General features: G+C 64.5%; 24 protein-coding genes and 2 pseudogenes. 10 read left to right on the forward strand and 16 right to left on the reverse strand.

The window, feature by feature from the left end:
• A pseudogene (locus tag A5707_RS00955) lies at nt 1-238 on the reverse strand (dihydrodipicolinate synthase family protein); the annotation flags it as partial.
• Between the two features lie 178 nt (nt 239-416).
• On the opposite strand from A5707_RS00955, the gene A5707_RS00960 reads away from it, so the two are divergent.
• Nucleotides 417-1,205 (forward strand): TetR/AcrR family transcriptional regulator, encoded by a 789-nt coding sequence (locus A5707_RS00960; RefSeq protein ID WP_065012666.1) that lies wholly within the window; start codon nt 417-419, stop codon nt 1,203-1,205.
• Between the two features lie 11 nt (nt 1,206-1,216).
• Here the strand turns inward: A5707_RS00960 and A5707_RS00965 are convergent, their stop codons facing one another.
• Genes A5707_RS00965 through A5707_RS00975 form a run of 3 tightly spaced genes read right to left on the reverse strand, consistent with a single transcriptional unit; the run spans nt 1,217 to nt 3,568 of the window.
• Nucleotides 1,217-2,086, reverse strand: a complete 870-nt coding sequence (locus tag A5707_RS00965; RefSeq protein WP_065012667.1) for an enoyl-CoA hydratase/isomerase family protein — start codon at nt 2,084-2,086, stop codon at nt 1,217-1,219.
• Nucleotides 2,083-2,901 carry a FadR/GntR family transcriptional regulator gene (locus tag A5707_RS00970; protein ID WP_065012668.1) on the reverse strand — a complete coding sequence of 273 codons (819 nt, stop codon included), beginning with the start codon at nt 2,899-2,901 and terminating at the stop codon, nt 2,083-2,085. Before A5707_RS00970 ends, A5707_RS00965 begins: the two co-directional genes overlap by 4 nt.
• A gap of 1 nt (nt 2,902) precedes the next feature.
• Nucleotides 2,903-3,568, reverse strand: coding sequence for a hypothetical protein (locus A5707_RS00975; protein WP_065012669.1), 666 nt, complete (start codon nt 3,566-3,568; stop codon nt 2,903-2,905).
• A 123-nt stretch (nt 3,569-3,691) separates the two neighbouring features.
• Here A5707_RS00975 and A5707_RS00980 point away from each other — a divergent pair, with 123 nt between their 5' ends.
• Genes A5707_RS00980 through A5707_RS01005 form a run of 6 tightly spaced genes read left to right on the forward strand, consistent with a single transcriptional unit; the run spans nt 3,692 to nt 10,737 of the window.
• Nucleotides 3,692-4,513 (forward strand): enoyl-CoA hydratase/isomerase family protein, encoded by an 822-nt coding sequence (locus A5707_RS00980; protein WP_065012670.1) that lies wholly within the window; start codon nt 3,692-3,694, stop codon nt 4,511-4,513.
• 26 nt (nt 4,514-4,539) lie between these two features.
• On the forward strand, nt 4,540-5,343 hold the full coding sequence (locus A5707_RS00985; protein WP_065012671.1) for an enoyl-CoA hydratase/isomerase family protein: 804 nt from the start codon (nt 4,540-4,542) through the stop codon (nt 5,341-5,343).
• Entirely contained in the window at nt 5,340-6,122 is a 783-nt protein-coding gene (locus A5707_RS00990; protein ID WP_065012690.1) for an enoyl-CoA hydratase/isomerase family protein, read from the forward strand. Before A5707_RS00985 ends, A5707_RS00990 begins: the two co-directional genes overlap by 4 nt.
• Nucleotides 6,119-7,588: an AMP-binding protein gene (locus tag A5707_RS00995; RefSeq protein ID WP_065012672.1), complete on the forward strand. Its 1,470-nt coding sequence runs from the start codon at nt 6,119-6,121 to the stop codon at nt 7,586-7,588. Before A5707_RS00990 ends, A5707_RS00995 begins: the two co-directional genes overlap by 4 nt.
• A complete protein-coding gene (locus tag A5707_RS01000; RefSeq protein ID WP_065012673.1) occupies nt 7,578-9,149 on the forward strand; it encodes a class I adenylate-forming enzyme family protein in 1,572 nt (523 codons plus the stop codon). The genes A5707_RS00995 and A5707_RS01000 overlap by 11 nt, the downstream gene beginning before the upstream one ends.
• Nucleotides 9,142-10,737: a class I adenylate-forming enzyme family protein gene (locus A5707_RS01005; protein WP_082969171.1), complete on the forward strand. Its 1,596-nt coding sequence runs from the start codon at nt 9,142-9,144 to the stop codon at nt 10,735-10,737. The genes A5707_RS01000 and A5707_RS01005 overlap by 8 nt, the downstream gene beginning before the upstream one ends.
• On the opposite strand, the gene A5707_RS01010 is transcribed toward A5707_RS01005, so the two are convergent.
• The 4 genes from A5707_RS01010 to A5707_RS01025 all read right to left on the reverse strand — a co-directional run bounded on the left by A5707_RS01010 (nt 10,686) and on the right by A5707_RS01025 (nt 15,813).
• On the reverse strand, nt 10,686-11,900 hold the full coding sequence (locus A5707_RS01010; RefSeq protein WP_065012674.1) for a cytochrome P450: 1,215 nt from the start codon (nt 11,898-11,900) through the stop codon (nt 10,686-10,688). The genes A5707_RS01005 and A5707_RS01010 overlap by 52 nt on opposite strands.
• 32 nt (nt 11,901-11,932) lie before the next feature.
• Entirely contained in the window at nt 11,933-13,051 is a 1,119-nt protein-coding gene (locus A5707_RS01015) for an ABC transporter substrate-binding protein (RefSeq protein ID WP_065012675.1), read from the reverse strand.
• A gap of 83 nt (nt 13,052-13,134) precedes the next feature.
• The gene (locus A5707_RS01020; RefSeq protein WP_065012676.1) at nt 13,135-13,986 is read right to left on the reverse strand and encodes a CbbQ/NirQ/NorQ/GpvN family protein; all 852 of its coding nucleotides are present in this window, start codon (nt 13,984-13,986) and stop codon (nt 13,135-13,137) included.
• Nucleotides 13,987-14,124: 138 nt separating this feature from the next.
• A complete protein-coding gene (locus A5707_RS01025; protein WP_065012677.1) occupies nt 14,125-15,813 on the reverse strand; it encodes a nitric oxide reductase activation protein NorD in 1,689 nt (562 codons plus the stop codon).
• 80 nt (nt 15,814-15,893) lie between these two features.
• Between A5707_RS01025 and A5707_RS23635 the strand changes: the two are divergent.
• Nucleotides 15,894-16,043, forward strand: a pseudogene (locus tag A5707_RS23635) (short-chain dehydrogenase); the annotation flags it as partial.
• Here the strand turns inward: A5707_RS23635 and A5707_RS24265 are convergent.
• The 6 genes from A5707_RS24265 to fabG form a co-directional block, all read right to left on the reverse strand.
• Nucleotides 15,985-16,131 (reverse strand): hypothetical protein, encoded by a 147-nt coding sequence (locus tag A5707_RS24265; RefSeq protein WP_232000586.1) that lies wholly within the window; start codon nt 16,129-16,131, stop codon nt 15,985-15,987. The pseudogene A5707_RS23635 and the gene A5707_RS24265 sit on opposite strands and share 59 nt — an antisense overlap.
• A 227-nt stretch (nt 16,132-16,358) precedes the next feature.
• Nucleotides 16,359-17,057 carry a GntR family transcriptional regulator gene (locus A5707_RS01030; protein ID WP_065012678.1) on the reverse strand — a complete coding sequence of 233 codons (699 nt, stop codon included), beginning with the start codon at nt 17,055-17,057 and terminating at the stop codon, nt 16,359-16,361.
• A gap of 2 nt (nt 17,058-17,059) precedes the next feature.
• Entirely contained in the window at nt 17,060-18,253 is a 1,194-nt protein-coding gene (locus tag A5707_RS01035) for an acyl-CoA dehydrogenase family protein (RefSeq protein WP_065012679.1), read from the reverse strand.
• A 15-nt stretch (nt 18,254-18,268) separates the two neighbouring features.
• Nucleotides 18,269-19,462, reverse strand: a complete 1,194-nt coding sequence (locus A5707_RS01040; RefSeq protein ID WP_065012680.1) for a CoA transferase — start codon at nt 19,460-19,462, stop codon at nt 18,269-18,271.
• A complete protein-coding gene (locus A5707_RS01045; protein ID WP_065012681.1) occupies nt 19,459-20,682 on the reverse strand; it encodes an acetyl-CoA C-acetyltransferase in 1,224 nt (407 codons plus the stop codon). The genes A5707_RS01040 and A5707_RS01045 overlap by 4 nt, the downstream gene beginning before the upstream one ends.
• The gene (gene fabG, locus A5707_RS01050; RefSeq protein WP_065012682.1) at nt 20,679-21,476 is read right to left on the reverse strand and encodes a 3-oxoacyl-ACP reductase FabG; all 798 of its coding nucleotides are present in this window, start codon (nt 21,474-21,476) and stop codon (nt 20,679-20,681) included. Before fabG ends, A5707_RS01045 begins: the two co-directional genes overlap by 4 nt.
• A 55-nt stretch (nt 21,477-21,531) precedes the next feature.
• On the opposite strand from fabG, the gene A5707_RS01055 reads away from it, so the two are divergent.
• Together A5707_RS01055 and A5707_RS01060 are read left to right on the forward strand one after the other, a co-directional pair.
• Nucleotides 21,532-22,707, forward strand: a complete 1,176-nt coding sequence (locus A5707_RS01055; RefSeq protein WP_065012683.1) for an acyl-CoA dehydrogenase family protein — start codon at nt 21,532-21,534, stop codon at nt 22,705-22,707.
• Nucleotides 22,704-23,525: a mycofactocin-coupled SDR family oxidoreductase gene (locus tag A5707_RS01060; RefSeq protein ID WP_065012684.1), complete on the forward strand. Its 822-nt coding sequence runs from the start codon at nt 22,704-22,706 to the stop codon at nt 23,523-23,525. The genes A5707_RS01055 and A5707_RS01060 overlap by 4 nt, the downstream gene beginning before the upstream one ends.
• Nucleotides 23,526-23,615: 90 nt before the next feature.
• Here A5707_RS01060 and A5707_RS01065 read toward each other — a convergent pair whose 3' ends face one another.
• Together A5707_RS01065 and A5707_RS01070 are read right to left on the reverse strand one after the other, a co-directional pair.
• A complete protein-coding gene (locus tag A5707_RS01065) occupies nt 23,616-24,674 on the reverse strand; it encodes a phosphotransferase family protein (protein ID WP_065012685.1) in 1,059 nt (352 codons plus the stop codon).
• A 142-nt stretch (nt 24,675-24,816) separates the two neighbouring features.
• Nucleotides 24,817-26,085 carry a cytochrome P450 gene (locus tag A5707_RS01070; RefSeq protein ID WP_065012691.1) on the reverse strand — a complete coding sequence of 423 codons (1,269 nt, stop codon included), beginning with the start codon at nt 26,083-26,085 and terminating at the stop codon, nt 24,817-24,819.
• Nucleotides 26,086-26,127: the final 42 nt, after the last annotated feature.

Here is a 26,127-nt window from a genome sequence, read left to right on the forward strand (position 1 = left end):
TCGCCACCTCCAGCAACCGCTTACGCTCCTCGAGCGTCAATGACCAGAACTCCGCGATACCGCTGGTGCACCACAGCAGCGGATGCCTGAGATCGCCCGCGCAATAGCGGACCAACGTGCGATACGCGGCCCAGTCGATATCGTCGCCGTCGATGCCGCAAAACGGGGTGTAGAGCGAGTCGCCGATGCCGCGCAATGCGCCGCGCGCCCATGCGCGTGCTTCGCCGGCCGTTGCCACGATTCACTCCTTGCGCAGCCCCAGATCCATCGCGTACCAAAGCCCCTACGATAGGTATTACAGTAGTAGATCGTAACGGCGGCGCGGCTGCAACGATGCAGTTCGGTGAGCAAACTGCCGGTAAATTCGAGCCTGACGGCCGCGCGGGCCAGGACAGCATGCGCAGCAGCGAACTTTGATGGAGGTGCCCCTAGTGGCAAAGCAAGCGACCGCGGTCAAGCGTCAGCGACGTGAACGCGGGTCCATCAATCCCGATGACATCATCAGTGGCGCATTCGAGCTCGCCGAGGAGGTGTCGATCGACAACTTGAGCATGCCGTTGCTCGGCAAGCACCTCGGCGTGGGAGTCACCAGCATCTACTGGTACTTCCGTAAGAAGGACGATCTGCTCAACGCGATGACCGACCGCGCGTTGCGCAAGTACGTGTTCGCCACGCCGTACGTCGAGGCCAGCGACTGGCGCGAGTCGTTGCGCAATCACGCGCTGTCGATGCGGGAAGCGTTCATGGGCAACCCCATACTGTGCGATCTGATCCTGATCAGATCGGCGCTCAGCCCCAAAGCGGCGCGGATGGGTGTTCAGCAGATCGAGAAGGCGATCGCGGGTTTGGTGGAGGCAGGCTTATCGCCGGAGGACGCGTTCGACACGTACTCGGCGGTGTCGGTTCATGTCCGGGGATCGGTGGTGCTGCATCGGTTGCACGAGAAGAATGCGGCGACCGAGAACGGGGCACGCACGATCGAGGACTCGATGATCATCGACGCCGAAACAACCCCGCTGCTTGCTCAAATGACCGCCAAGGGCCATCACATCGGAACGCCCGACGACAGCAATTTCGAGTACGGCCTGGACTGCATCCTGGATCATGCCGGCCGGCTGATGGAACAGCGAGCCAAGTCGACGCCGCGCCAGGCGAAGGTAGCCAAGTCCGCAAAGACCCGCGGACGGGCCAAGGCCTCTCGGTAGCGCGGAACTCCTTACGGTGCTTCGGGTTCCGGTACGTCGAAATGCTCGTCGCGGAGCCGGAAGGCCTCCTTCGTCCCGTGTTCGGCGCGCGTTTTGACAAAGTTGAACTCGCCTGGCGCGAACTGCAAGTTCGTTCCGAAGGCGTGGAAGAGGTAGCTCGCGACTTCCTCACCTTGGTAGGCCTGGTTCTGTTCGACGAGCCGAAACGCTTCCTTGGCGATGACGACACCGTCGGCCGGCATTTTCGCCGCCTTCTCCGCCCAGTGCCGGGCTCGTGCGGTGACCATGCCGGGATCGCAAGTGTCGGTGAAGATTCCGAGGTGCTCGACGGCCCCTGCCTCGATGATGTCGCCGGTCAGCAATAGGCGCCGAGCCAGTACCGGGCCCAGTCGATGAAAGAACATGTGCAGGCTGCCCAGCGCCGGCCCCAAAAAGCGGGTCGCCGGCATACCGATCTTCGTGTTGCAGGCGATGACCGAAATGTCGGTCATCAGAGCCATCTCGAAGCCGCCGCCGAGGGCATACCCGCTGATCTCCCCAACTGTGACCTTGGGGAAGCCCATCAGGTTGTGGTAGAAGCCGAATGACTTGCGGTCCACGGTGAGACGACGGCGCTGGCTGGGCCGACTCTTGGATCCTTGCTCGCCGTACCAGCCGTACGCATTGTTCATATCGGCGCCGGTGCTGAAGACCCCGTCAGTGCCGCGCAGCAGCACCACGGTGAGATCGTCGTCGTCGGCGACCCGGTCCAGATATCCGGCGACGGCCGCACGCATAGTCGCGTCGTAGGAGTTGCGTTGCGCGGGGTTGTTCAAGGTGATGGTCGCGATCCGCTTTTCCGGATCGACGTCGAAGAGGACCCGGCCGTCCGAGTCGGTCATGCGTCAGACTCCTTCCTAGGTGATGGCCACCCGTTGTTCCTCGCCCGGCCCGCCTCCGACATTCGGTTTGCCTCAATGGTTTTGTCACTGCCAAAGGCGAGCGTATTGCGGCGCGCCGCGGCCAGGTGATCCTGTCCGAGCCGGACCGCACGTGCGACATTGCCGTCGCGGACGGCGTCGAGCAGACGCTGATGGGCGCGCAACGCAGCGCGGCGGGTCTTACCTGCCATCGGCGCCGGGTCGCCGTCGTCGCTCCACACCGATGACTCGTGCGCCGACCAGATCAGCTCCAACGAGCCGATCAGCAGGATCATCGGTTGGTTGCCGCACCGGGAGACCAACGTCTCATGAAACCGCCGCGCATTGGGCACGTACCGAGCCAGGTCATCGAACTGCTCTGTCTGGGCATCGATTTCGGCCTGCAGGTAAGGCACGACCTCCGTCATGCGGTCATCGCGGGCGGCGCACATCCCGGCGCAGATCGGCTCCAGATGCAGCAGCGCCTCACTGACGTCGGCCGGCGTGGCAGCCCGCGCCTGCAGCACCATGCTAATCATGTGCGCGGTCCGTTCGGCCGTCGGTGCATGAACGACTGCGCCGCCGACATTCCCGCGACGCACCGAGATCAGGCCATCGGTCTCGAGAAGGTGGATCGCCTCACGCAAAGCCGGCGGACTGACGCCGAACTCACCGAACAGGCTCTCCTGCGACGGCAACACGTCGCCTTCCTTCAAGCGCCCGGACAAGATATCGTCGCGCAACCGGGCTGCCACGATTTCCGCAATGCGCGGTTGACGAATGCGCTGCGCGACCACGTCAGGCCTGCTCAGCTCGCCGCTTGCCGAAACGATGTCCGGCCAACTTGTCCGGGGTCGTTGCCAGTGTGTTCGCCTCGCCGGTGCACAGCACCTCGTCGTCCAGCAGCAGCCGGGCCGTCGACGTGATGCCCCGATCGACCTGAGACCGGGTGATCTCGAAGCGCAGTTCGGTGAGGATCGGTGTCGGCCGGCGAAACGTCACGTTGAGCGACCGCGTTTTGCCCGACAGGCCGGTAACGCAGTTCTGGTGCTGGATAACACAGTCGAAGAAGACACCGAGAAAACCGCCATGCACCAACCCCGGTGGGCCCTCGTACACCAGTGGAAAGGTGACCCGACCCGACGCCGTCTCCGCGTCGAGCCGATCGAAGCAGTATTCGGGGAAGCACGGGTTGAACGCGCCGATGTCGGTGGCGTGATCGAGATACACCCGGCGGGTGTCGTCGTCGTCGCCGATCCGGGGTGCGCTATCCGGTGGAGCAACTGCTGAGAGCTCACGTTCCCATTCGGCGCATTGCGCGATCATGTCGTCAACTGTCGGGTGGGAGTTCTCCAACGACAACAGCAGTGAGCCGAGCCGCCGGATAGCGCCCGCTGCGGCGACGGTCTGGGCCAGCGGCTGTTCGCCAAACCGGGCACCTGCGGGGCCGCTGCTCTGCGCCATCGCGTCCTCTTCCGGTGAAGCGGCTGTTCCGCCGAGGGGCTTTCCTTGCTAAGTTATACAGAGTAGCAATCGTATTGCCTACTGTAGGGGTAACCGTAGCGGCGGGGAAGGGCGGATTCAACGGTGAGTCAACAGCTCGACCCCGAGCCCGACGAGGGCTCGCTGACGGCGGACCGGGACGGCGGGATCCTGCGGCTGACGCTCGACCGGCCCTCCCGGCGCAACTCGTTGAGCCAACCCATGATTGAGGCCTTCGTCGCCGCATTGACCGAAGCAGCCAGCGACGACACGCTGCGCGCCATCTACATCCGGGGCGCCGGTGACGATTTCTGCGCCGGCGCGGACTGGGTCGCCACCAATGACGGCCGACAACCTCGCCCTCGTGTCGGACATCTCGTCCGGCGTATCCCGCACACCTCCCACCGCGTGATCGAGCTGATCCAGACCGTCCAGCTACCGGTGGTGTGCGCGGTACGCGGCTGGGCCGTCGGCCTCGGGTGCAATCTGGCGCTGGCCTCCGACTTCACCGTGGCCGCTTCCGACGCCATGTTCTGGGAGCCGTTTGTGGCCAGGGGTTTCAGTCCGGATTCGGGTGCCACGTGGTTGCTGCCCAGGCTGGTTGGGTTGGCACGGGCCAAACGAATGCTGCTACTAGGCGAGAAGATCAACGGGACCGACGCGGCGGACTGGGGCCTGATCCATCGTGCGGTCAGCGCCCAGGACCTCGATGGTGCCGCCGAGCAACTAGTCGGCCGGCTGGCCTCCGGCCCCACGGTGGCGATCGGTCTGGCCAAGCAGGCCATTGACTTTGGCCAGCACGCGACCTTGAGCCAGGGCATGACCCAAGAACTCCACGGTCTCGAACTGGCTTGCCGAACCGCAGATTTCAAAGAAGGCTTGGCAGCGTTTCAGGAACGCCGCCCGCCGGAATTTCACGGCCGGTGACGGCGCGCCTAAACGAAGGGAACAGCATGCCGTACGACACCATCAAATATGAGGTCGACGGGCACAAGGCCACGATCACCTTGAATCGCCCGGATGCGCTCAATGCCCTGAGCCCGCACATGATCACCGAGCTGCGAGCCGCATACCGAGAAGCCGAAAACGACGACAACATCTGGCTTCTCATCGTGACCGGGAGCGGCCGGGCGTTTTGCACCGGCGCCGACGTCAAGGCGATCCCCGGTGACGGCAAGGTGATCAACGAACGGCCATATCTGTCCACCTACGAACAGTGGGAAGCGCCGCAGGAAGGCACACCACCATTTCGCACGATGGCCAAACCGGTGCTCGCCGCGATCAATGGACTGTGCTGCGGAGCCGGGCTCGATTGGGTCACCACCGGTGACATCGTGATCGCCTCGGACAAAGCGACGTTCTTCGATCCGCACGTCAGCATCGGGTTGGTCGCCGGCCGGGAGGTGGTGCGGGTGGCCCGGGTAGTGCCGCGCTCGATCGCGCTGCGGATGGCGTTGATGGGCAAGCACGAGCGGATGAGCGCGCAACGCGCCTACGACCTCGGAATGATCAGCGAAGTCGTCGAGCACGACCGCCTGTTGGAGCGCGCCCATGAGATTGCCGACATCGTGAACTCCAACGCGCCGTTGGCCGTCCGGGGTACCCGACTGGCGATCCTCAAGGGTCTGGATCTGCCGCTGCACGAGGCGGAGATGCTGGCCGAATCCTTCCGGGAGCGCAACCTGCACACCGAGGACTCCCTGGAAGGCCCCCAGGCGTTCGTCGAAAAGCGGTCCCCGGAGTGGCAGTGCCGATGAGCTTTGACACCATCCTCCTCGAGGTGGATGCCCTCGACCGGGTCGCGACCATCACGTTGAACCGCCCGGGCCAACTCAACGCGTTCAACCGCACCATGTGTGAAGAGATGGCCCAGGCCTGGCGGAGCGTCAAAGCCGACGACTCGGTCAACGCGGTGGTGCTGCGTGCCGCCGGTGACCGCGCGTTCAGCGCCGGGCTCGATATCAAGTCGCCCTACGGCCAGCCCGACAACATCTGGAATCACGAAGACCCTGGCGAAGCGCTCAGCCCGAAGTGGCAGAAGCTGTGGAAACCCGTGGTGTGTGCCGTGCAGGGGATGTGCACCGCCGGTGCGTTCTACTTCGTTAACGAATCCGATGTGGTCATCTGCTCGGACGATGCAACGTTTTTCGACTCCCACGTCTCCGCCGGTTTGGTGAGCGCGCTGGAGCCCATCGGCCTGATGCGCCGTATCGGTTTGAGCGAGGCCCTGCGAATAGCGCTGCTGGGCAACGACGAACGCGTCAGTGCCGACACCGCACTGCGGATCGGGTTGGTGTCGGAGGTGGTGTCGCGCGACCGACTGTGGGCGCGTGCTCACGAGATCGCCGCGACGATCGCGGCCAAGCCGCCGTCGGCGACTCAGGGCACTGTCAAAGCGATCTGGGAATCGCTGGACAAGCCGTATCGCGCAGCCATGGAACAAAATCTCATCTACACCCGGCTGGGCAACCCGATCGGGACCGCACAGTTGGCGGCGCGCACGGAGCGCCCAACCATGGAGCCGAGAATTCGGTGACGCCTCACCCGCTCAGTCAGCGTATTGCCGATGTCCTGGCTCTACAGCCCGATGCACCGGCTCTCGAGCATGAGGGCCATTGGATGTCGTGGGGCCAGCTCGCTGATATCACCAGCAAAGTCCGTGTCCTCGCGGGTAACCGACAGGTCGGAATCCTGCTGCGCAACAAGCCGGCCCATGTCGCCGCGCTGCTGGGTGTATTGCTGGGCGGCGGTACGGTCGTCGCGATCAACCCGGCCCGCGGCGATGAGCGCACGCTAGCCGACGTCGACCAGTTGCGGCTTCCCCTGCTTGTCGGCGAGCCCGACGACTTGCCGGATGTGGCGCCTGGCACATCGCTGGTCTCGCTTATCGATCTCTTCAGCGGATCGGCAGTCGCGGACCCTGGTGACGACGGCGATCTGCGGCCCGGGGTTGCGGTGCGCATGTTGACCAGCGGAACAACAGGGCCCCCCAAGCGAGTCGATCTCACCTACGACATGCTGGCGCACAGCGTGATGGGCCCCGAGTTCGACCGGTCGCCCTCGCCGACCGGCTTGCGGGGTGGCGTTGCGATCGTCAACTCGCCGCTGGTCCACATTGGCGGCGTATTCCGCATTCTGCAGTGTGTCGCTGAGGCACGACCTTTCGTGCTGTTGGAGCGATTCGAGCTCGATCGCTGGGCCGGCGCGGTGCGCAAACACAAGCCGCGCGCGGTGTCGCTGGTCCCCGCGGCGTTGCGCATGGTGTTGCATTCGGACCTGACGCGCGAAGACCTGCACAGTGTCCGCGCCGTCACGTCCGGCACCGCACCGCTGTCGGTCGAGGACGCCGAGGCCTTCACCGCCAAGTACGGAATTCCCGTGTTGACGTCGTATGCGGCAACGGAATTCGGTGGCGGTGTAGCAGGCTGGACGTTGGCCGACCATCGGAAGTACTGGGTTGACAAACGCGGCAGCGTGGGGCGCGCCAGCCTGGGCGCGCAACTGCGGGTGGTCGACGGTGACGGCGCGTCACTCGGGCCAGATCAGGTTGGGCTGCTCGAGGTCAAACCGGGGCAACTGGGCCCGTCCGCCGAGTGGATGCGCACCACGGATCTGGCCCGCATCGATGCCGACGGGTTTTTGTGGATCGTCGGGCGCGCCGATCAGGCCATCATCCGTGGCGGCTTCAAAATCATGCCGGACGACGTCCGCATCGCGTTGGAGAGCCACCCCTCGGTTGCGGGAGCGGCGGTGGTCGGGCGGCGCGACGAACGCCTCGGCGAAACACCGGTCGCGATGGTCGAACTGCGGGAAGCGGGTACGGCAGAACCTGATGCACTCGTGGACTACCTCCGGGACCGGCTGGCGCGCTACGAGGTTCCTGCTGAGATCGCCATTGTCGATGAGATCCCGAGAACCGCGTCGGGTAAGCCGGATCTCGGCGCGATCCGTCGCTTCTTCAGTGAGGCGGTCCGTGCGACGCAGCGTGACCATGGCAGGTGACTCCGTTACTGTCGCGGCAGTCCTGCGGCGCCAAGCGGCGTGCAGGACCGATCACCCGCTGTTGATCTGCGACGACGAACGGATCAGCTACGGCGAGGCCGAGCGATGTTCGGCCCGACTGGCTCGCGGACTGGTCGCGCTGGGTGCTGGCAAAGGCACACATGTCGGTCTGCTCTATCCCAATGGGCCAGCGTTCCTCGTCGGGATGCTGGCCGCAGCGCGGATCGGCGCGGTGGTCGTCCCGTTCTCCACGTTCGCCACCGCCGGCGAACTGCGCCGACAATTGGTTGACAGCGATGTCGAGATCCTGCTCGCCTCGAGGTCTTACCGCTCCCACGACTACCTGCAGCGCCTTGCCGAGGTGGTATCCGACACCGGCGTCGATTCCAACGAACGACTCTTCAGCATCCGCTCCCCAGCCCTGCGTCATGTGATCATCGATCTCGACCGCGTCCACCGCCTCGCCGAGACCGTTGACGAGCCGCTGTTGAGCGCGCTCGAAGACGATGTCGACGGGTCCGACGCGTTGGCGATCATCTATACATCGGGCACGACGAGCGCCCCGAAGGGCGTGCTGCACACCCATGCCGCGCTCCTGCACCATCAGCGGAACCTCAATGCCATCCGAGGCCTGACGGCCAGCGATGTCTTGTTCTGCACTTCCCCGTTCTTCTGGATCGGCGGATTCGGGTTCGCGTTGCTTGCCAGCCTGGCCGCCGGATCGACGCTGGTGTGCTCCAACGCTTCTGAGCCGGCCGCGACACTGGATCTGCTGGAGACCGAACGACCAACCATCACCAACGGTTTCGCCGCCGCGGTCTCCGACCTGGCGCAGCACCCGAGCTTCAGCCGTCGGAACCTGACATCGATGCGGCGCGGCAACTTGTATCCGATCATGGCTGCGGATGCGCGACCGGCCGATCCGGAGTTGCGCCACAACATGCTCGGCCTGACCGAAGGCGGCAGCGTCGTATTGATCAGCGACGACGAAACCGACCAGCCCGAACACCGTCGTGGTTCGTTCGGCAAACCGGCCCCCGGCTTCGAGACCACGATCATCGATCCCGACAGCGGCACCCCGGTCGAAGACGGCGAACTCGGCGAATTGTGTATCCGCGGCGGCTATCTGATGCAGCGGTACTACAAACGCAGCCGAGAAGAGTGCTTCGACGCCGATGGCTGGTTTCACACCGGTGATCTGGTTGCCGCCGATCGTGACGGGTTCGTGTACTTCGTGCGGCGCCGCGATTCGATGATCAAGACCGCCGGCGCCAACGTCTCACCCACGGAGGTGGAGAAGGCCATCACCAAAGTCACCGGGGGCGCGGTAGCCCAGGTATTTGGCATCCCCGATCCCGTGCGCGGACAGGCGGTCGCCGCGGTGGTCGTTCTGGAAACCGGTGAACGGTTCGACGAAACCGCCGTCCGCCGCCGACTCAAGGCTGAACTCTCCGCGTACAAGATTCCCACCCGGTTTGCCGTCCTCCAACGCGCCGATGTTCCGCTGCTGTCCAGTGGCAAGGTCGACATGCGGCAACTGACGAAGATGTTCGATGTCTGACGCCACGATCGACCAAGTGCTGCGGGCGCGCGCCACGCAACACGGCGCCAAGCCGATGGTGATCGACTCCAACTGCCGGCTCAGCTACCACGAACTCGATACCACCACACGCGACTTGGCAGCGGCGTTCATCGAAGCCGGTGTCGGAAAAGGCAGCCGCGTCGGGTTGATCATGCCCAACAGTGTCGGTTGGGTGCAGATCGCCATGGCGCTGACGCGGATCGGGGCCGTCCTGGTTCCGCTGAGCACGCTGTTGAAGCCAGCGGAATTGACGGCCCAACTGCGCGTCGCGTCGGTGCAGTTTTTGATCAGTGTGGAGGATTTTCGCGGGCATCGCTACCTCGATGGCCTGTCGGAGACCAAACTGCCCGCGCTGCGCCAGGTCTGGCGTACCGACCGCCTGCCTGACACCTCTGGGCCTGCCGCGGGCATCGTCGACGCGTTGGCCGAGACGGTTACCCCCAGCGACCCAATGGCCATCATGTTCACCTCGGGTAGCAGCGGGCCGCCGAAAGGGGTCGTGCACTCGCACGGCAGCGCGCTGGGCGCTGTGCAGGCCGGTCTCGCCAGTCGCTGCATCGACTCGAACACCCGGTTATATCTGCCGATGCCGTTCTTCTGGGTTGGCGGATTCGGCGGCGGTGTGCTGTCGGTGTTGCTGGCCGGTGCGACCTTGGTCACCGAAGACATCCCCCAGCCGCAAACCACGCTGCATCTGCTGGAGCGGGAGCGCGTGACGTTGTTTCGCGGCTGGCCTGATCAAGCCAAATCGCTGGCGTGCCACGCCGACACCGCCGATCTGACAGCTCTGCGCCCGGGCAGCCTGGAGGCGCTGCTCCCGCGCGAGCAGCGGAGCGAACCCGGGGCGCGGGCCAACCTATTCGGCATGACCGAGGCGTTCGGCCCCTATTGCGGTTATCCCGCCGATACCGATATGCCCGAATCCGCCTGGGGCAGCTGCGGTAGGCCATTCCCCGGTATGGAGGTACGGATCACCGATCGGAATACCGGCAATCCCGTCGCCACGGGAACCGTTGGCATGATCGAGATCCGGGGGCCGCACACGCTGCGGGGTATCTGCCGCCGTAGCCGAGAGGATGTATTCACCGTCGACGGCTTCTACCCCACCGGCGACCTCGGCCACCTCGACGGAGACGGTTTCCTGTTCTACCACGGCAGATTCGACGACATGTTCAAGGTCAGTGGCGCCACTGTCTATCCCAGCGAGGTCGAGTCGGCGCTGCGGACCATCGACGGCATCGTTAATGCCTTTGTCACCAACGTGGCTGGACCTGCCGGCGATCTGGTGGGCGCTGCGGTGGTATGCGAGTCGCCGTTGACGACTGACCAATTGCGAGGCTGGGCGCGCAGACTGCTCAGCTCGTTCAAAGTGCCGACGGTGTGGTTGGTGGTCGGCTCGGACGACAACATCCCCCGCGGGCCCACCGGCAAGGTCGATATCGGCCGGTTGCGGGAGATGTTGGCCGCCCATGCCCCAGCGGCCACACGTCACACCGTCGGGGGTGCGCCGAGGCCCTACATGACATCGAAGAGAACCGGCAGCGATGTCGGTGAGCGGAAGATCTGACCGCGGATATGCGGATCGTCGCCGTCGGGGTCGAGGCGCAGGTTGGGCAGCCGGTCAAGCAGCAGATTGATCGCGGTCCGCATCTCCATACGGGCCAAATGCATGCCGAGACAGACGTGTACACCATGCCCCCAACCCAGGTGACTTTTTGCCTGCCGCGAGATGTCGAATTGGTCGGGCTCCGGATAGCGGTCCTCCTGTCGGTTGGCTGACCCCAGCATCGGCATGACCGATGAGCCGGCCGGGATGAGCACTCCGCCAAGCTCGGTGTCGCATGTGGCGACCCGCGTGATCGTCAAGAGTGGCGGTTCCCACCTGACACCCTCTTCGATCGCCTGCGGCAGTAGAGACCGATCGGCGCGGATCGCATCCAGCTGCGCAGGATCGGATAACAATGCGAGCAGTAGGTTTCCCAGGGCCCGGTACGTCGTCTCGACGCCGGCGGGCAGCAACAGGCGACAGAACGAATAGATCTCCTCGTCTGCGAGCTTCTGCCCGTCGATTTCGGCTTGGGCGAGGCCGCTGATCAGATCCTCCTTCGGCTCGGCGCGACGCGCAGCGAGGATGGGAGCGAAGTAGTCACACAGCGCCGCCGACGCGGCAAGGCCCCGCTCTGGATTCAGAATCCAGCTCAACAGAGAAATCGACCATCGCTGGAACTGCGGGTAATCCTCTTCTGGAAGTCCCAACAGACCCGCAATGATCTGACTCGGATAGTCAAAGGTGAATTCCTTGACCAGATCGGCCTTGCCGTTCGCCGCGAACTTGTCGATGAGGCTATTGGCGACGCGTCCGACCAGCTCATCTTCCCAACGGGCCATTGCCTTTTGAGAGAACGCCTTCGACACCAACGAGCGCAGCCGGCCGTGCACGGGCTCGTCCATGCCCAGCATCACCCGTTCGCCGAGGACCGGCCCGAAAGCCGCGATGACGCCTGACGACGAGAACGTCTCGTTGTCGCGCAGCAGCTGTTGGGCTTCCTCATACCGGTACACGATGAAGACTGGCTTGGATTCCTCATGCGGCATCCCGGAGGTGTCCAGGCGCTGAACCGGCTCCTCGCGGCGCAGCCGCGCAAGCTCCGTATACGGATCGCGTACGTCACCGGAGACCGCGGCGTCGAAGGCACCGAAGTCGTCGAGGTCGTCGAAAAGCTGTTCCATTCCTGCTCCTAAGAAATGCTGTAGTCATCGCGTCAACATTCCGCGCCGAAGCGATCGACCAGGTGCGAGTTGACGCCGTCGGCGTCAAGGGTTCGAGCCACCAAGTAGCCGGCGCCCATCCATGCTCGACGGGTCCACTTGCCGAAGGAAACTCGCGTACCCGGTGCGCCTGATGCCGCGGGCATCATCTTCACCCGTTCCAGCGCCTCTTTGACTCCGCGTGGGCTCAGCGGGTGCGCATCTGCGAACGCCCGGACCAAGGTTGCCGCGACGTCGTGGTTGACCACCGATACGCAGTACTCGGGGCGGCTGCCGTTGTACTTCTTCGCGTAGCGGTCCAGCCAGGCCTGCCCGATTGGGTTGGTCTCGTCGTACTGGTCGACTCCGACCCAGCCCATGAACGCATTCCACATGATCGGGTTGACCCACGCGTTTTGGAACGCCGTGGTGGTGAATCGCGGCGGGTCCCAGCCGACCGCCTCGAGCGCGGGGTTGATGAAGACGATCCCGAAACCGAACCCGAGGTGCACAATCGCCTGAGCTTTGGCCTCGTGCAAGGTCGACACGGCGGCATTGATATCCTGCGCCGTCTGCGCAATGCCCGCCTCTGCCACGATGCGAATACCCTTGCGCGCACAGGCGCTTCGAAGGTTCTTCGAATATGACTCGCCAATCAGGTTCTGCTCGACCAGCACACCGATTTCGGATATCCCGCGCTTGGCGACCAGATCGACAAGGAAGATCGGTTCGTCGGTCATCGATCCCTGCGGAAAGGCGAATGTCCATTCGCCAAGCCAGTCGTCGGTTCCAGTGACGCTGATCGCCGGCACCTTGAACCGTTCCTCGATGGCCTCCCGCACGGGCACACAGTTGTCGGTGATGTTCGGACCGAACACAACCAGGCAGCCTTCGTCCACGAGGTCCCCGTACGCGTCGATCACCGCCTTCACCGATCCCTTGGGCAAACCCTCCACCTCGCGGTAGATCATCTGCACCGGTCGGTCCATCAAGCCCTGTTCAACCGCCTCCTCGAAGACGAGGTCGAAGCACTGCGTGAACGAGGCCAACAGTTCCTCCGGGAAGCCGGGAGGGAGCGCGAAGTCCATCAGGTATCCGACCTTGATCGGCTCAGCACTGCTTTCGTAGGACATGTGGCCTCCACGGGACGGATCGAACGCAAATAGTCTGACGACCTAATATTTGTTCAGACATTAGCGACGGCTGGGTGTACCCGTCAATCACCTGTTCGGGCCGAAGCACCCAGGTATAGCTCGATCATTTCGTGGAGCGCGCGACTTACCGATGCCTCATCGGTCAGCGGGCCCGCGATCGCCGCGTTAGCCGCCTCCACCATGGTCAGGCCCTCGGTGACCAGCCGGCCCGCTGCTATGAGAACCCGCGTCGACGCGACCTCGCGCAGGCCGCCGGTCTCCAGACGCCGTATTGCCTGGCCCAGGCGAACCAGTTCGGCAGCTGTGGCGCCGTTCACGCCGGCCTCATGGGCGACAATCGTCTCCTCGACTTCAGGGCTGGGGAAGCCGAACTCGATGGCTGTCATGCGTTGGCGGGTGGAGTCTTTGAGATCTTTCAGCACACTCTGGTAGCCGGGGTTGTACGACACCACCAAACCGAAACCCGGTGCGGCGTCCAGCGTTACGCCCAGGCGTTCAATGGGTAGCTGGCGGCGGTAATCGGCCAACGGGTGTAGTACGACGGTCGTGTCCTGACGTGCTTCCACCACCTCGTCGAGGTAGCAGATCGCGCCTTCGCGCACAGCGCGGGTCAATGGCCCGTCAACCCACACCGTCTCGTCACCGCGCAAAAGATATCTGCCGACGAGGTCCGCGGTGGTGAGGTCGTCATGACAGGCGACGGTGATCAGCGGACGGCCGAGGTCGTGCGCCATCGCCTCGACGAACCGGGTCTTGCCGCAGCCGGTCGGACCTTTCAGAACGATGGACAGGCCTTGGCGATACGCCGCCTTGAAGACGGCCTCTTCGTTGCCTACCGGCGTGTAGTACGGACGCGGCACTTCGCCCTGTGCCACCGTGCCGTTGTAGGCCGTGAGCCGGGACTCGTTAACCATTGTCAAAACCCCTCGCGGTCAACGGTCCTCGCCTGGCCGGTGGACAACTCATGGCTTCCCTTCCATCGCCCCCACTCGCTGCGCCCAATCGAGCCTAGCGTGGAACAGATGTTTGTTTCAAGCCGTGGCCGGGCCGGGTCATGACACACGTCGACGAACCTCCGCGGAGTGCAAAGCCGAGCGAAACAGCGGTCCGATCACGCCGGTGAGCTGGTCAGGCCGGGCGATGCTGGCATGCGCAGCGCTGCCGAAGACGCTGCGCAGCGACGCCACGTCCGTGCTTGCGCCGACGGTCAGGCACACACACCCCGTCCCACGACGGCGAGCCTCTGTCAACGCGCGGCGGGCGTCGGCGGCGCCGTAGGCTCGCTCGTAGCCGTGGTCATAGGCCAGTCCGTCGGAGAACACCACCAACAACCGTCGAGAGGTTCCGCCGCGGGCCTCCAGCACTGCCGATCCATGACGGATCGCGGCACCCAGCCGCGAGTAGGCGCCGGGCTCCAGGCTGTTCAACCTCCTGAAGACCCGGGTATCGAGATGGTCGTTGAATCGCTTCAACGGGACCATGTGCACAGCGCCACGGCCCTGCGAATAGTAGGCATACAGTGACACTCGGTCGCCCAGATCATGCAGTGCGACAGTGAGATTGGCCGCCGCGGTGCGCTGCTGCTGGTGCACGGTTCGGCCGATGGTGCCGGGTTCGGCCGTCGAGCCCGACACATCGAGCAAAAGCAGGACCGACAGGTCACGTCGTCGACGCAGGCTATCCAGGTAGACCGCCTCGTCGGGCACCGAGCCGGCCAGGATCTCCACCCGGGTCTCCACGGCGGCGTCGATATCGATGTCGTCGCCCTGTGATTGACGGTGGCGGCGATGAAGGCCCATCCCCAAACGCGCGAGGGGCCGTCGCAGCGCAATGGTTTCCTCGATGAACTGGGGGGCCCAGGCCTTCACGCGCGCCGCAGTCTCGTGCACCGTGCACCAGTCGGGACGGTAACTCTTGCGATTGACGTCCCATTCCGGGTATTTCACGCCGTCGGACGCCACATCGGCGACGTCCTCGGCAGGCACGGACGCGGACGACGACACGGCATACGCACCGCGGTTGGCCGAGTTGGTGCGGTGGGTTGGGGTGTCGGCGCCGGGCGGCCCGCCACCACTGCCGCCAGGCCGGCGCGCCGAGGACAGCAACTTCTTCAACCACTTGCCGATGAATCCGCCTCCACCAACAGGACTGGTGAAAAACTCAGGCTCGTCGGCGTTCATTACCTCGCCGTCGTCGAGCTCCTCGAGTTCCTGTGCGGTGGTGTCGCGTCGAGGTACGTGTCCCGGGCCGTCGTGGTCGACCTGTTTGCCGGCTCGCTTGACCGCGGACAACACTTTCTTGGGCCGGATGACGCCGAAGCTTGCCGGCGCATCATCGAGTGCGGTCCGGCCCGATGCAATGGCAAATGACGTCGCGGCCGAATCGCTGTGGGATGCGAGATCCGGGTTGATTAGCGCGGTCAACGGACTCGGCAGCAGGTCGGCGTTGGCCGCCAGGGCGCGATGCCCCTCGATGGCCAGGTAGCGCGCGGCCAGGCGAGACCGGGACAGTGAGCGCACGATGTCGGGGTCGAGACTGCCGGCCGCGATCAATGACGCGTGCACGGCCACCGACTCCACCATCGTGCGGAAGGTGGCAGTGGGATCGATGAAAATGGTGTGACCGTCGGTCCACGCGGGCTCACCTGAACTGAGCGGCGCCACCGCGAGCGGCCGGCCCGCGAGCGCCGAGCCCAGCGTGCCCAGTACCTGCAGATGGTCGCTCTCAGCGTCGTCGCCCACGCAGCCACCTCCACTCTTCGGTCTAGTTGACCAAATATCTGTTCCACCGTAAAGTCGCACCAGACTGGAGTCAATCGGAGGCGCACCTCGACCAGATGTCATCCACCGAGACATTCATCGTGCCCGCCTCTATCGTCGACGAGGTGCTCGACGTGTGCGACAGACGAGGCATCAGCGCCATGCCGGATAACGCGGACATCGTCTTTCCTGAACCAGAGCGGCGCCCATGAACAGCAGCGAGCCGGCGTCGACACGGATCTGTTGCCCGGTGATGTAGCGACTTTCGTTGCTGGCGAGGATGACTCCCAAATTGGCCATGTCCTCTGGTTCGACGTACGGGTGGGCATAGCCTGGAAATTAGTGAACAGTGGTTCGGCTTATCGCCATCGGAAGAATGTCGGCGTTTCGCGACGACGATGTCGATTCGGCCCAGGTCGGCAAGCCCAGTCTCAACCGCGTCGCACAACTCATGGCGCTCCCGCACGTCCGCGATCCTGGCGATGACCCGGCGTCCGAGTCCACTCACGGGGTACTCGGCGACCTGATCAGCGGGCAGTGTGGTTCGGGCCTCTCGTGTCGTCGACGACACCGTGCTCGACGAGATGGTCGATCAACGGAGCCGCGCCGGCGGCCAGGTGCTCCGACATGGCTTTCCGGGCAGCGCCATCGTCGTGTGCTTCGAGCGCGGCCAACACCCGGCGATGGTCTTTGATCGACTGATCGGGCCAGCCGGCGATGGTAGGGAATACCGATTCCGGTGCGTAGCGGGTGATTTGGGACATCAATTGAGCGAGTTTTGGCGAGTCGGCGGCAACGTTGATCGCCCGGTGAAAGTCGTGGTTGAGCCGCACGGTCAGCTCATCATCCTCACCGGCATAGGCGTCTTCCAGCCGCGCCTGGATTTCTTTGAGCTCGCGCAGTTGGACGGCGTCGATGTTGAGCGCGGCTCGTGCCGCGAGCTCGCCGCCGACGTGTGCCTGAACATTGGCGACATCGGCGAGATCCCGTCCCGTCACCGGCAGGACCACGAAGCCGCGGCGCGGCTGCTGGGCCAACAGTCCTTCGGCGCGCAGCTCGAACAACGCCTCACGCACAGGTGTCACGCTGATGCCCAATTCCGCGGCCAGCTGATCCAGCCGCACGTACTCTCCCGCAGAGTAGGTTCCGTCGAAGATTCGCTTACGCACGTAGCGCGCAACATCTTCCGACAGCTGCGGCCGTACGGCAAAATCTGGGGCGTTCACGGTCAAATCCGATAGTCGGCCAGCAGCCGCTTGCTGATGATCTGCTTTTGGATCTCGCTGGTTCCCTCGCCGATGAGCAGGAACGGTGCGTCGCGCATCAGTCGCTCGATCTCGTATTCTTTGGAGTAGCCGTAACCGCCGTGGATGCGGAAGCTTTGCTGGGTGACCTCCGAGCAGTATTCACTGGCAAGGTATTTCGCCATGCCGGCGGCGACATCGTTGCGTTCCCCGGAGTCTTTGAGTCGCGCGGCGTTGACCATCATCAGATGCGCGGCCTCGACCTTGGTTGCCATTTCGGCGATTTGGAATGCAATGGCCTGGTGCTCGGCGATCGGCTTACCGAATGTGTGTCGCTGCTGGGCGTATCGGACTGCGAGTTCGAAGGCCCGCACAGCGACCCCGCAGGCCCGCGCCGAGACGTTGACGCGCCCGACCTCGATACCGTCCATCATCTGATAGAAGCCCTGCCCCGGTGCACCGCCCAGCACGTCGTCGGCGCTGGCCACGTACCCGTCGAAGATGAATTCGGTGGTATCGATGCCCTTATAGCCCAACTTGTCGATCTTGCCCGGGATCACCAGCCCCGGTGCGACCTCGCCGAATCCGACCGGCTTCTCGATGAGGAAGGCCGTCAGGTTGCGGTGCGGCGACTCTGCTCCCTCATCGGTGCGCACCAACGCCGCCACCAATGTGGAGCTGCCGCCGTTGGTGAGCCACATCTTCTGGCCGTCGATGGTGTAGGTGCCGTCGGGATTGCGCGCCGCGCGGGTGCGGATCGCCGCGACGTCGGAGCCCAACTCCGGCTCGGACATCGAGAACGCACCACGGACTTCGCCCGTTGACATTCTCGGCAGCAGTCGTTGCTTCTGGGCATCGGTGCCGTGTTGGCGCACCATGTAGGCAACGATGAAGTGGGTGTTGAGGACACCGGAGATGCTCATCCAACCGCGCGCCAACTCCTCCACGCACAGCGCATAAGTCAGCAGTGACTCCCCCAGTCCGCCATACTCGGTGGGGATCATCATGCCGAACAGGCCCATGTCACGCATCTGGTCGACAATGGCCTGCGGGTAGGTGTCGGTTCGTTCGAGCTCGGGTGCGTTGGGAATGACTTCCTTCTCGACGAACTGCCGGACGGTGGCGATGATCTCGGTCTGAAAGTCGGTCAGGCCAACCGTCTGGGCAAGTCTGGTCATGCAACTCTCCTCTGCTTAGCAGGCAATGGTTTTCGCGGTGGCCAGCCGCTCGATATCAGCGGTGCTCAACCCCAATCGACCGGTGAGAACGTCTACGGTGTCGACGCCGAGTGCGGGGGCCGGCCCACTCGCCGGGTGGGTGCCGTCGACGGCCATCGGCATGCCCGGTGCGAGATAGTCCCCCAGTCCGTCTTGGTGCAGCCGGGAAAACAGCGGATTGGACGTCACCCGTTGGTCTTCAGCAACCTGTGCGAAGCTGCGGTAGCGCTCGAACAAGACCGTGGTGGCCGACAATGCTGCGGTGATCTCGTCGGCGATGTGTTCGCTGAACCAGGTTGCGAACAAGCCGCTCAGCACGTCTCGATAGCGGTAGCGGTCGCCCTCGGTGCTGAAGTCGGCACCAAGGGCTTCGGCGAGCGCGGACATCGCTGCGCCGGTGCCCGTGACCTCGACTAGGTCACGGAAGTGCCGCTTGGTCAACGTGACCACCATGAATGCGGCGCCGTCACGGCTGGTGAAGTCCTGACCGTACTGACCGTAGATGGCATTGCCCACTCGTGGACGTTGGGTGCCGTTGACTTGCGGCTCGGTCAACAGGCCCAGGTTGCCGGCGGTGGCAAGTGCGACATCTTCCAGTGCGAGAGTGATTTTGGCGCCCTCACCGGAATGGTCGCGACGGCGCAACGCGGCGGTCACCCCCAGTGCGGCGTACAACCCACAGCACACATCCCAGGCCGGCAGCACATGATTGATCGGACCGCCGTGCTCAGCCGGGCCGGTGACAAGCGGGTAGCCGGTCGCCGCGTTGACCGTGTAATCCACGGCAGTGGAACCGTCACCGCGGCCGAGTAACTGGACGTGGATGATGTCGGAGCGCAGCGCGGTCAACCGTTCGTAGGACAGCCAGGACAGCCCCGCGGCGTTGGTCACCACGACGCCGTCCCCTTCGACAATTAGCCGCTGAACCAACTCCTGGCCGTCGGGTGAGCGCAAATCGATCGTGACGGACCGCTTGCCTCTGTTCAATCCGGTCCAGTAGATCGAGGTGCCACTGGCTGCCAACGGCCAGCGGTTGACGTCGGAGGCGCCGCCAATCGGGTCGACTCGAATCACTTGCGCGCCCAATTGATTCAGCGTCATACCACACAACGGTGCGGCGACGAAGCTCGACACCTCGACGACTGTGATGTCGTCTAACGGCATATTCATGCTGACACCCGTTCGAATACCGCGGCCAGTCCCTGGCCGCCGCCGATGCACATGGTTTCCAGGCCGTAGCGTGCTTGACGCCGTTGCAGTTCACGCGCCAGCGTGGCCAGCATCCTGCCGCCGGTCGCGCCGACCGGATGGCCCAGCGAGATCCCGGATCCGTGCACGTTGGTGCGCTCGTGATCCGATGCGGTGAACCCCCACTCCCGCATCACCGCGAGCGCTTGGGCCGCGAACGCCTCGTTAAGCTCGATGAGTTCGATGTCGCTCAAGTGCAGCCCCGCTTTGGCCAGTGCGACCTCGGTAGCGGGCACCGGACCGATGCCCATGACGTGGGGCGCCACTGCCGCGGCCCCCCACGACACCAGGCGGACCAGCGGCGTGAGCCCTAGTTCGTCGGCTTTCTGCGGCGTGGTCACTATGCACATCGACGCCGCGTCGTTTTGCCCGCTGGAGTTCCCGGCGGTCACGGTTGCATCCGGATCATCAGCCAGCAGAACCGGTTTGAGCTTGCTCAGCGACTCTACCGAGGTGTCGGCACGCGGATGCTCGTCGGTGTCGACCAGTTCCTCACCCTGGCGCGTGCGCACGGCGACCGGGATGATCTCTTCGGCCAAGGTGCCGTCCTTTTGCGCGGCCACCGCACGCCGGTGTGAGGTCACCGCGAGTTCGTCTTGCTCGGCGCGCGAGATGCGGTATTGCCGGCGCAAGTTCTCGGCGGTCTCCAACATGCCGCCGGGCACCGGGTGGTGACGACCGCCGGCGGTCGTCCGCCCGCGCGCGAGCCCGTCATGCACCCGCACACCGCCGCGGGCGCCGCCCCAGCGCATATCGGTGGAGTAGAACGCCACGTTGCTCATGCTCTCTGCGCCACCGGCTACGACGAGATCGTTGTCACCGCTGGCGACTTGCAGGCACGCCTGGATGACTGCTTGCAGCCCTGAGCCGCAGCGGCGGTCGACCTGCATCCCCGGCACCGTCACCGGCAGCCCGGCGTCGAGCGCCACCACCCGCCCGATCGCCGGTGCCTCGCTGCAGGGATAGCAGTGCCCGAGGACGACGTCGTTGACGGCTTCGGCCGGGATACCGGTTCGCTCCAACAACCCCGTCAGCGCGGCGACACCGAGGTCGACGGCGGTCAGCGATTTGAACATGCCGCCGTAGCGGCCGATCGGTGTCCGGACGGGTTCACAAATCACGGCTTCTCTCGGCGCGGTCACATGAACCTTCCGCCGGTCACGTCCAGCACGGTGCCTGTCATGTACGACGACAGGTCGGACGCCAAAAACAGCGCGACGTTGGCGACTTCGACCGGCTCACCGGCGCGGCCCATCGGGACTTCGGATACCTTTTCGTCCCAAATACGTTGCGGCATCGCTTCGGTCATCGCAGAGCGGATCAAGCCGGGTGCGATCGCGTTTACCCGCACACCGAGGTGGGCGAGTTCCTTGGCGGCGGCCTTGGTCATCCCCACGATTCCGGCCTTGGCCGCCGAGTAGTTGGTTTGTCCGACCATCCCGACCTTGCCCGACAGCGACGACATGTTGACGATCGCGCCACGCTTGTTCTCCCGCATGATCGCCGCGGCCTTGCGGAGGCCATTCCAGGTTCCCTTCAGATGCACCGCGATGACTTGGTCGAACTGCTCCTCGGTCATCTTGCGCATCGTCGCATCACGGGTGATACCGGCGTTGTTGACCATGACGTCCAAGCTGCCGAACCGCTCGACGGCGGCAGCGACCAGCGTGTCGACGTCGGATCCGAGCGTGACGTCGCAGCGCACCGCGAGCGCGACATCGTCGCCGCCGAGTTGCTTGGCCGCGGCCTGCGTTGCCTCGAGATTCACGTCGCCAAGCACGATGCGTGCACCCTCGGCGACGAATCGCTCGGCGATCGCGAATCCCAAGCCCTGGGCACCACCGGTAACGACCGCGGTTTGACCGGTCAGCAATGACACCTGATCACCATCCTCTTCGAGCTCCAACCCCCGACATCTTTGCACATCATATTTCATATATGATCACGCTGGTTTGGGCGTCTGCCGTCGCCCGGAAGGGAGTGCGGACCTCATGGCCGCTGTCGCCGTCGACGACGACGATTTCCAGCAGATCCTCGCGCAGACGCGCCAATTCGTCCGCGCCGCCGTCATCCCGCGCGAGCAGGACATCCTGGCTAGCGACCGGGTGCCCGACGATCTTCGCGAGCAGACCAAGAAGATGGGGCTGTTCGGATATGCCATCCCGCAGGAGTGGGGTGGACTCGGTTTGGACCTCGCCCAAGACGTCGAACTGGCGATGGAGTTGGGCTACACCTCGCTGGCGCTGCGCTCGATGTTCGGCACCAACAACGGCATCGCCGGCCAGGTCTTGGTCGGCTTTGGTACCGACGAGCAGAAGTCTCGCTGGCTGGCGGCGATGGCCTCGGGCGACGTGGTCGCCTCGTTCGCGCTGACCGAGTCCGGCGCCGGGTCCAACCCGGCTGGATTGCGCACCAAAGCCGTTCGCGAGGACGGTGATTGGGTGATCTCCGGCGAGAAACGCTTCATCACCAATGCACCAGTGGCCGATCTGTTCGTGGTGTTCGCCCGCACCCGGCCGGCGGACGACGCCGGTCCGGGCATCGCGGTGTTTTTGGTTCCCGCGGATGCCGCGGGCGTCGAGGTCGGCGCCAAGGACGCGAAAATGGGCCAGGAGGGGGCGTGGACGTCCGACGTCCGCTTCACCGACGTCCGGGTACCCGGCAGCGCGCTGATCGGTGGCAGTGAGGATATCGGCTACCGGGCGGCCATGACCTCCTTGGCGCGCGGCCGGATCCACATCGCCGCGCTGGCGGTGGGAGCCGCTCAGCGGGCGCTCGATGAATCGGTGACCTATGCGGCCACCGCGACCCAAGGCGGCACCCCGATCGGCAACTTTCAACTGGTGCAAGCGATGCTGGCCGACCAGCAGACCGGGGTGATGGCCGGGCGCGCGATGGTTCGTGACGCTGCCCGGCTGTGGATCACCGATCAGGACCGCCGGATCGCACCGTCGGCGGCGAAGCTGTTCTGTACCGAAATGGCCGGCAAGGTCGCGGATTTAGCCGTGCAAGTCCACGGCGGCAGCGGCTACATGCGCGAAGTTCCCGTAGAACGGATCTATCGCGACGTTCGGCTGCTGCGACTCTATGAGGGAACCAGCGAGATTCAACGGCTGATCGTCGGCTCGAATCTGGTCAGGGCGGCGTCGAAAGGACAGCGTGCATGAGCGGTCGGCTGACGGGCAAGGTGGCCTTCATCACCGGAGCGGCGCGGGGCCAAGGTCGCGCGCACGCCGTCCGGATGGCCCGCGAGGGCGCCGATATCATCGCCGTCGATGTCGCGGGCAAGCTGCCGTCGTGCGTGCCCTACGATTCCGCCACCCCGGAAGATCTCGCCGAGACGGTGCGCCTGGTGGAAGCCGTCGGCCGTCGAATCCTGGCCTCCAGCATCGATATCCGTGACTTCGACGGACTGCGGGAGGCGGTCCGCGACGGCGTGACGACGTTGGGACGACTAGATATCATCGTCGCCAACGCCGGTATTTCGGCGCCGCAGGCCTGGAACGACATCACCCCCGAATCGTTTCGGGATGTCATGGATGTCAACGTCACCGGCACCTGGAACACAGTGATGGCAGGCGCGCAATCGATTATTGACGGCGGCCGCGGTGGGTCGATCATCTTGATCAGCTCCGCGGCCGGGATGAAGATACAGCCGTTCATGGTGCATTACACGGCCAGCAAGCATGCCGTGACCGGGATGGCCCGCGCGTTCGCCGCCGAGTTGGGCAAGCATTCGATCCGGGTCAACAGCGTACATCCGGGACCGGTGAACACGCCGATGGGCAGCGGCGACATGGTCGCCGCGATCGCCAGCACCGCCGAAACCAATCCACAGCTGACCAACATGCTCACGCCGTTTCTGCCGAGCTGGGTGGCCGAGCCGGAAGACATCGCCGACGCGGTGTGCTGGCTGGCCAGCGATGAATCACGCAACGTCACGGCGGCCCAGATCGCGGTCGACCAGGGCTCTACCCAGTACTGATCGCCCATTCCCCCTCCGCGCGAGCGTGCGTGTCCCCGGCCGGCACGCCGAGCTAATCACCGTGTTTGCGCACGCTCGCGCCAAAGGAATTTAGCCGATCAGGTCCAGCGTGCCGAGATCGCGGATCGCCTGGCAGCCGCGGCTCAGCATGGTCAGCACCATCTCGTCGCCGCGGTCGGTGGCCGTGGCGAACGCGAAGCCTAACGCGGAGATCAACAGCGCTTGCGGCATGCCGAGTCGGTAGTCGCGCCAGCATGTTTCGCGGTCATAGCCGGTGACGCCGTGGCCGATGAGCGTTCGATGATATGCCTCGACGAGGTCTGTTTCGATCGCAGAGCGTAGTTCGGGCTTGAGGCTGGTGGCGGTGAAGTAGGCCAGATCGCGCGCAGGGAGGCCGACGCCCAGCGTCTGCCAGTCGACCACCGTGATGTTGTTGGTGTCGTAGTTGAACAGCATGTTGTCGAGTCGGTAGTCGCCGTGTAGCAGGGAGAAGCGATTCTGTTCGGCGAGCAGCCACGGCGTCACCAAACCCATAGTGGTGGTGAAGGTTTCGCGGTCGACTCTGCTCATCCGGTCGCCGAGCTTGTCCAGCGTGATGTCAGCGCTCATCTGCGCGACCTCGCCCAGACCGTTGGCTGCGGGTTCGTCGGGCCGGGCGAAGGCAATGCCGGGGAAATCCAGCCAGACCGGATCACACCAGCTGGGCCCGTGCAAGCCGGCCAACGCTGTGACGGCGAGCCGTGCTTCCTGCTCACCGCAGCCCGCTATCTGGTCACCCTGTACCGCCGGCGCCTGGTCGGCGAGCAGCAGCGCGTACTCCATCGCATCCTCGGTGATCGCGCAGTAGAAGCACTGCGGTACGGGCACCTCGACCCGGCCAGCCACTCCGGCGTAGAACGCGCATTCGCTGCGGTAACCGATCGTCACCCGATCACGCACGGCGTCGTCCTGTGCGGGCAGCTTGATCACAAAGGTAGCCGGCAAGCCGTCCGGATTGGCCGTGTAGCCGGCCGACACCCGATACGTGGCCCCGGTTTGCCCGGTACCGATCGCCGTGACGTCGACCGCCGAAACCGTGACCGCCGAGCCGCGATCGCTGAGTACTTCCGATAACCATTCGCGGGTGACGTCGTCCGGGTATCGCGGCATCGGCCCGCTTGTGTGTTCAGTACCCATCGCCGAGGTATGCCTCCGGGAGTCACCAGTGCTCGGACGATCCCGCCCGACCGACACGCCAACTGTAAGGCATACGGCATGAGCGGACGTGAAGTCCTCACACGACGCCGCTGCCTTAGCGGATCGGATCGAACTCGAGGTGCAGTTCGGTCAGTCCCCGCATTTGCCAGGTCGGCTCATAGCTGTAGCGGCGAGCGTCGGGCGGACCGTGTACCGCCTCGCAAATGGTGATGTCGGACATCCGGTCGAGGATGCGGTTGAGCGAAATCTGCCCCTCTGCGCGGGCCAGCGGTGCGCCAGGGCAAGAGTGGTTGCCGCGCCCGAAGGCCACGTGCTCGCGTACGTTGGGGCGGTCGAGGCGGAAGCGGTCGGGTTCCTCGAACTTCCGGGCATCGCGGTTGCTGGCCCCAGGCAGCAACATCACGGTGCAACCGGCGGCAATGGGAACATCGCCGATCGTCGTCGAGGTGCGCGCCATGCGGAAGTGGGATTTGACTGGGCTTTCCGTTCGCAGTGTCTCTTCGATGAAGGCTGGAATGCGGTCACGTTCGGTGCGCAGCTGCGTTTGGAGCTCGGGATGTTCCGCGATCATCTTCATCCCGAAGCTGAGCAATTTCGTCGTTGTTTCCTGTCCGGCCGCAAACAGGAACGTGGCGAGCCGAACCACGTCGATGATGTCGGGAGTTGACCCGTCCGGATATTTCGCCAGAGCCAGCTGCGTCAGCACATCCTCACGTGGCTCTCGCCGTCGTTCGGTGATGTGGGCAGAGAACTTATCGTCGAGCCACTCCAACGGATTGTGGGCACGTGTCACCGAATCGTCCTCGATCCCACCGGAAAACTGGCCGGAAAACACGGCACGGAATTCCTCGTGGTCTTCTGCCGGGACCCCGAGTAGATCGGCAATGACCAGCCCCGAGAACGGCCTGGCGTAGTCGTCGAGAAACTCGCACTTGCCGCGAAATACGAATTCGTCGAGCTGCTGATCGGCGAGCCGCCACATGAAGTCTTCGTTTTCCTTGAGCCGCTTAGGAGTTAACAGACGGCTGAGCAGTCCGCGGGTCCGCGTGTGATGCGGTGGGTCTTGGGTGACGATGTGTTCGCTCATTGGGATCTGCGAACGGTGTTGCTCGATGAGTGCACTGATGTCGTCGCCCTCAAGTTCGAAGGGCAGGCCGGAAAATGGCCCGGCGACCGACACGCACGCCGAGAACGCCGGGTCTCTGTACACCGCGAGGGCGTCGGCATGTCCGGTCACGGCCACCACGCCGTGCTGTGAATCCCGCCGCACCGGGCACTGCGCGCGAAGAAAGTCGAAATATGGGTACGGGTCCGGGATCAACGATGCGTCGGAGAAGTAATCGACCGTTTCAAAGTCACGCACGATGGCCTCCCACAAACTCGTATGACACCGCACCTGCGGTGA

Source organism: Mycobacterium kyorinense, assembly GCF_001672775.1.
Taxonomy (GTDB): domain Bacteria; phylum Actinomycetota; class Actinomycetes; order Mycobacteriales; family Mycobacteriaceae; genus Mycobacterium; species Mycobacterium kyorinense_A.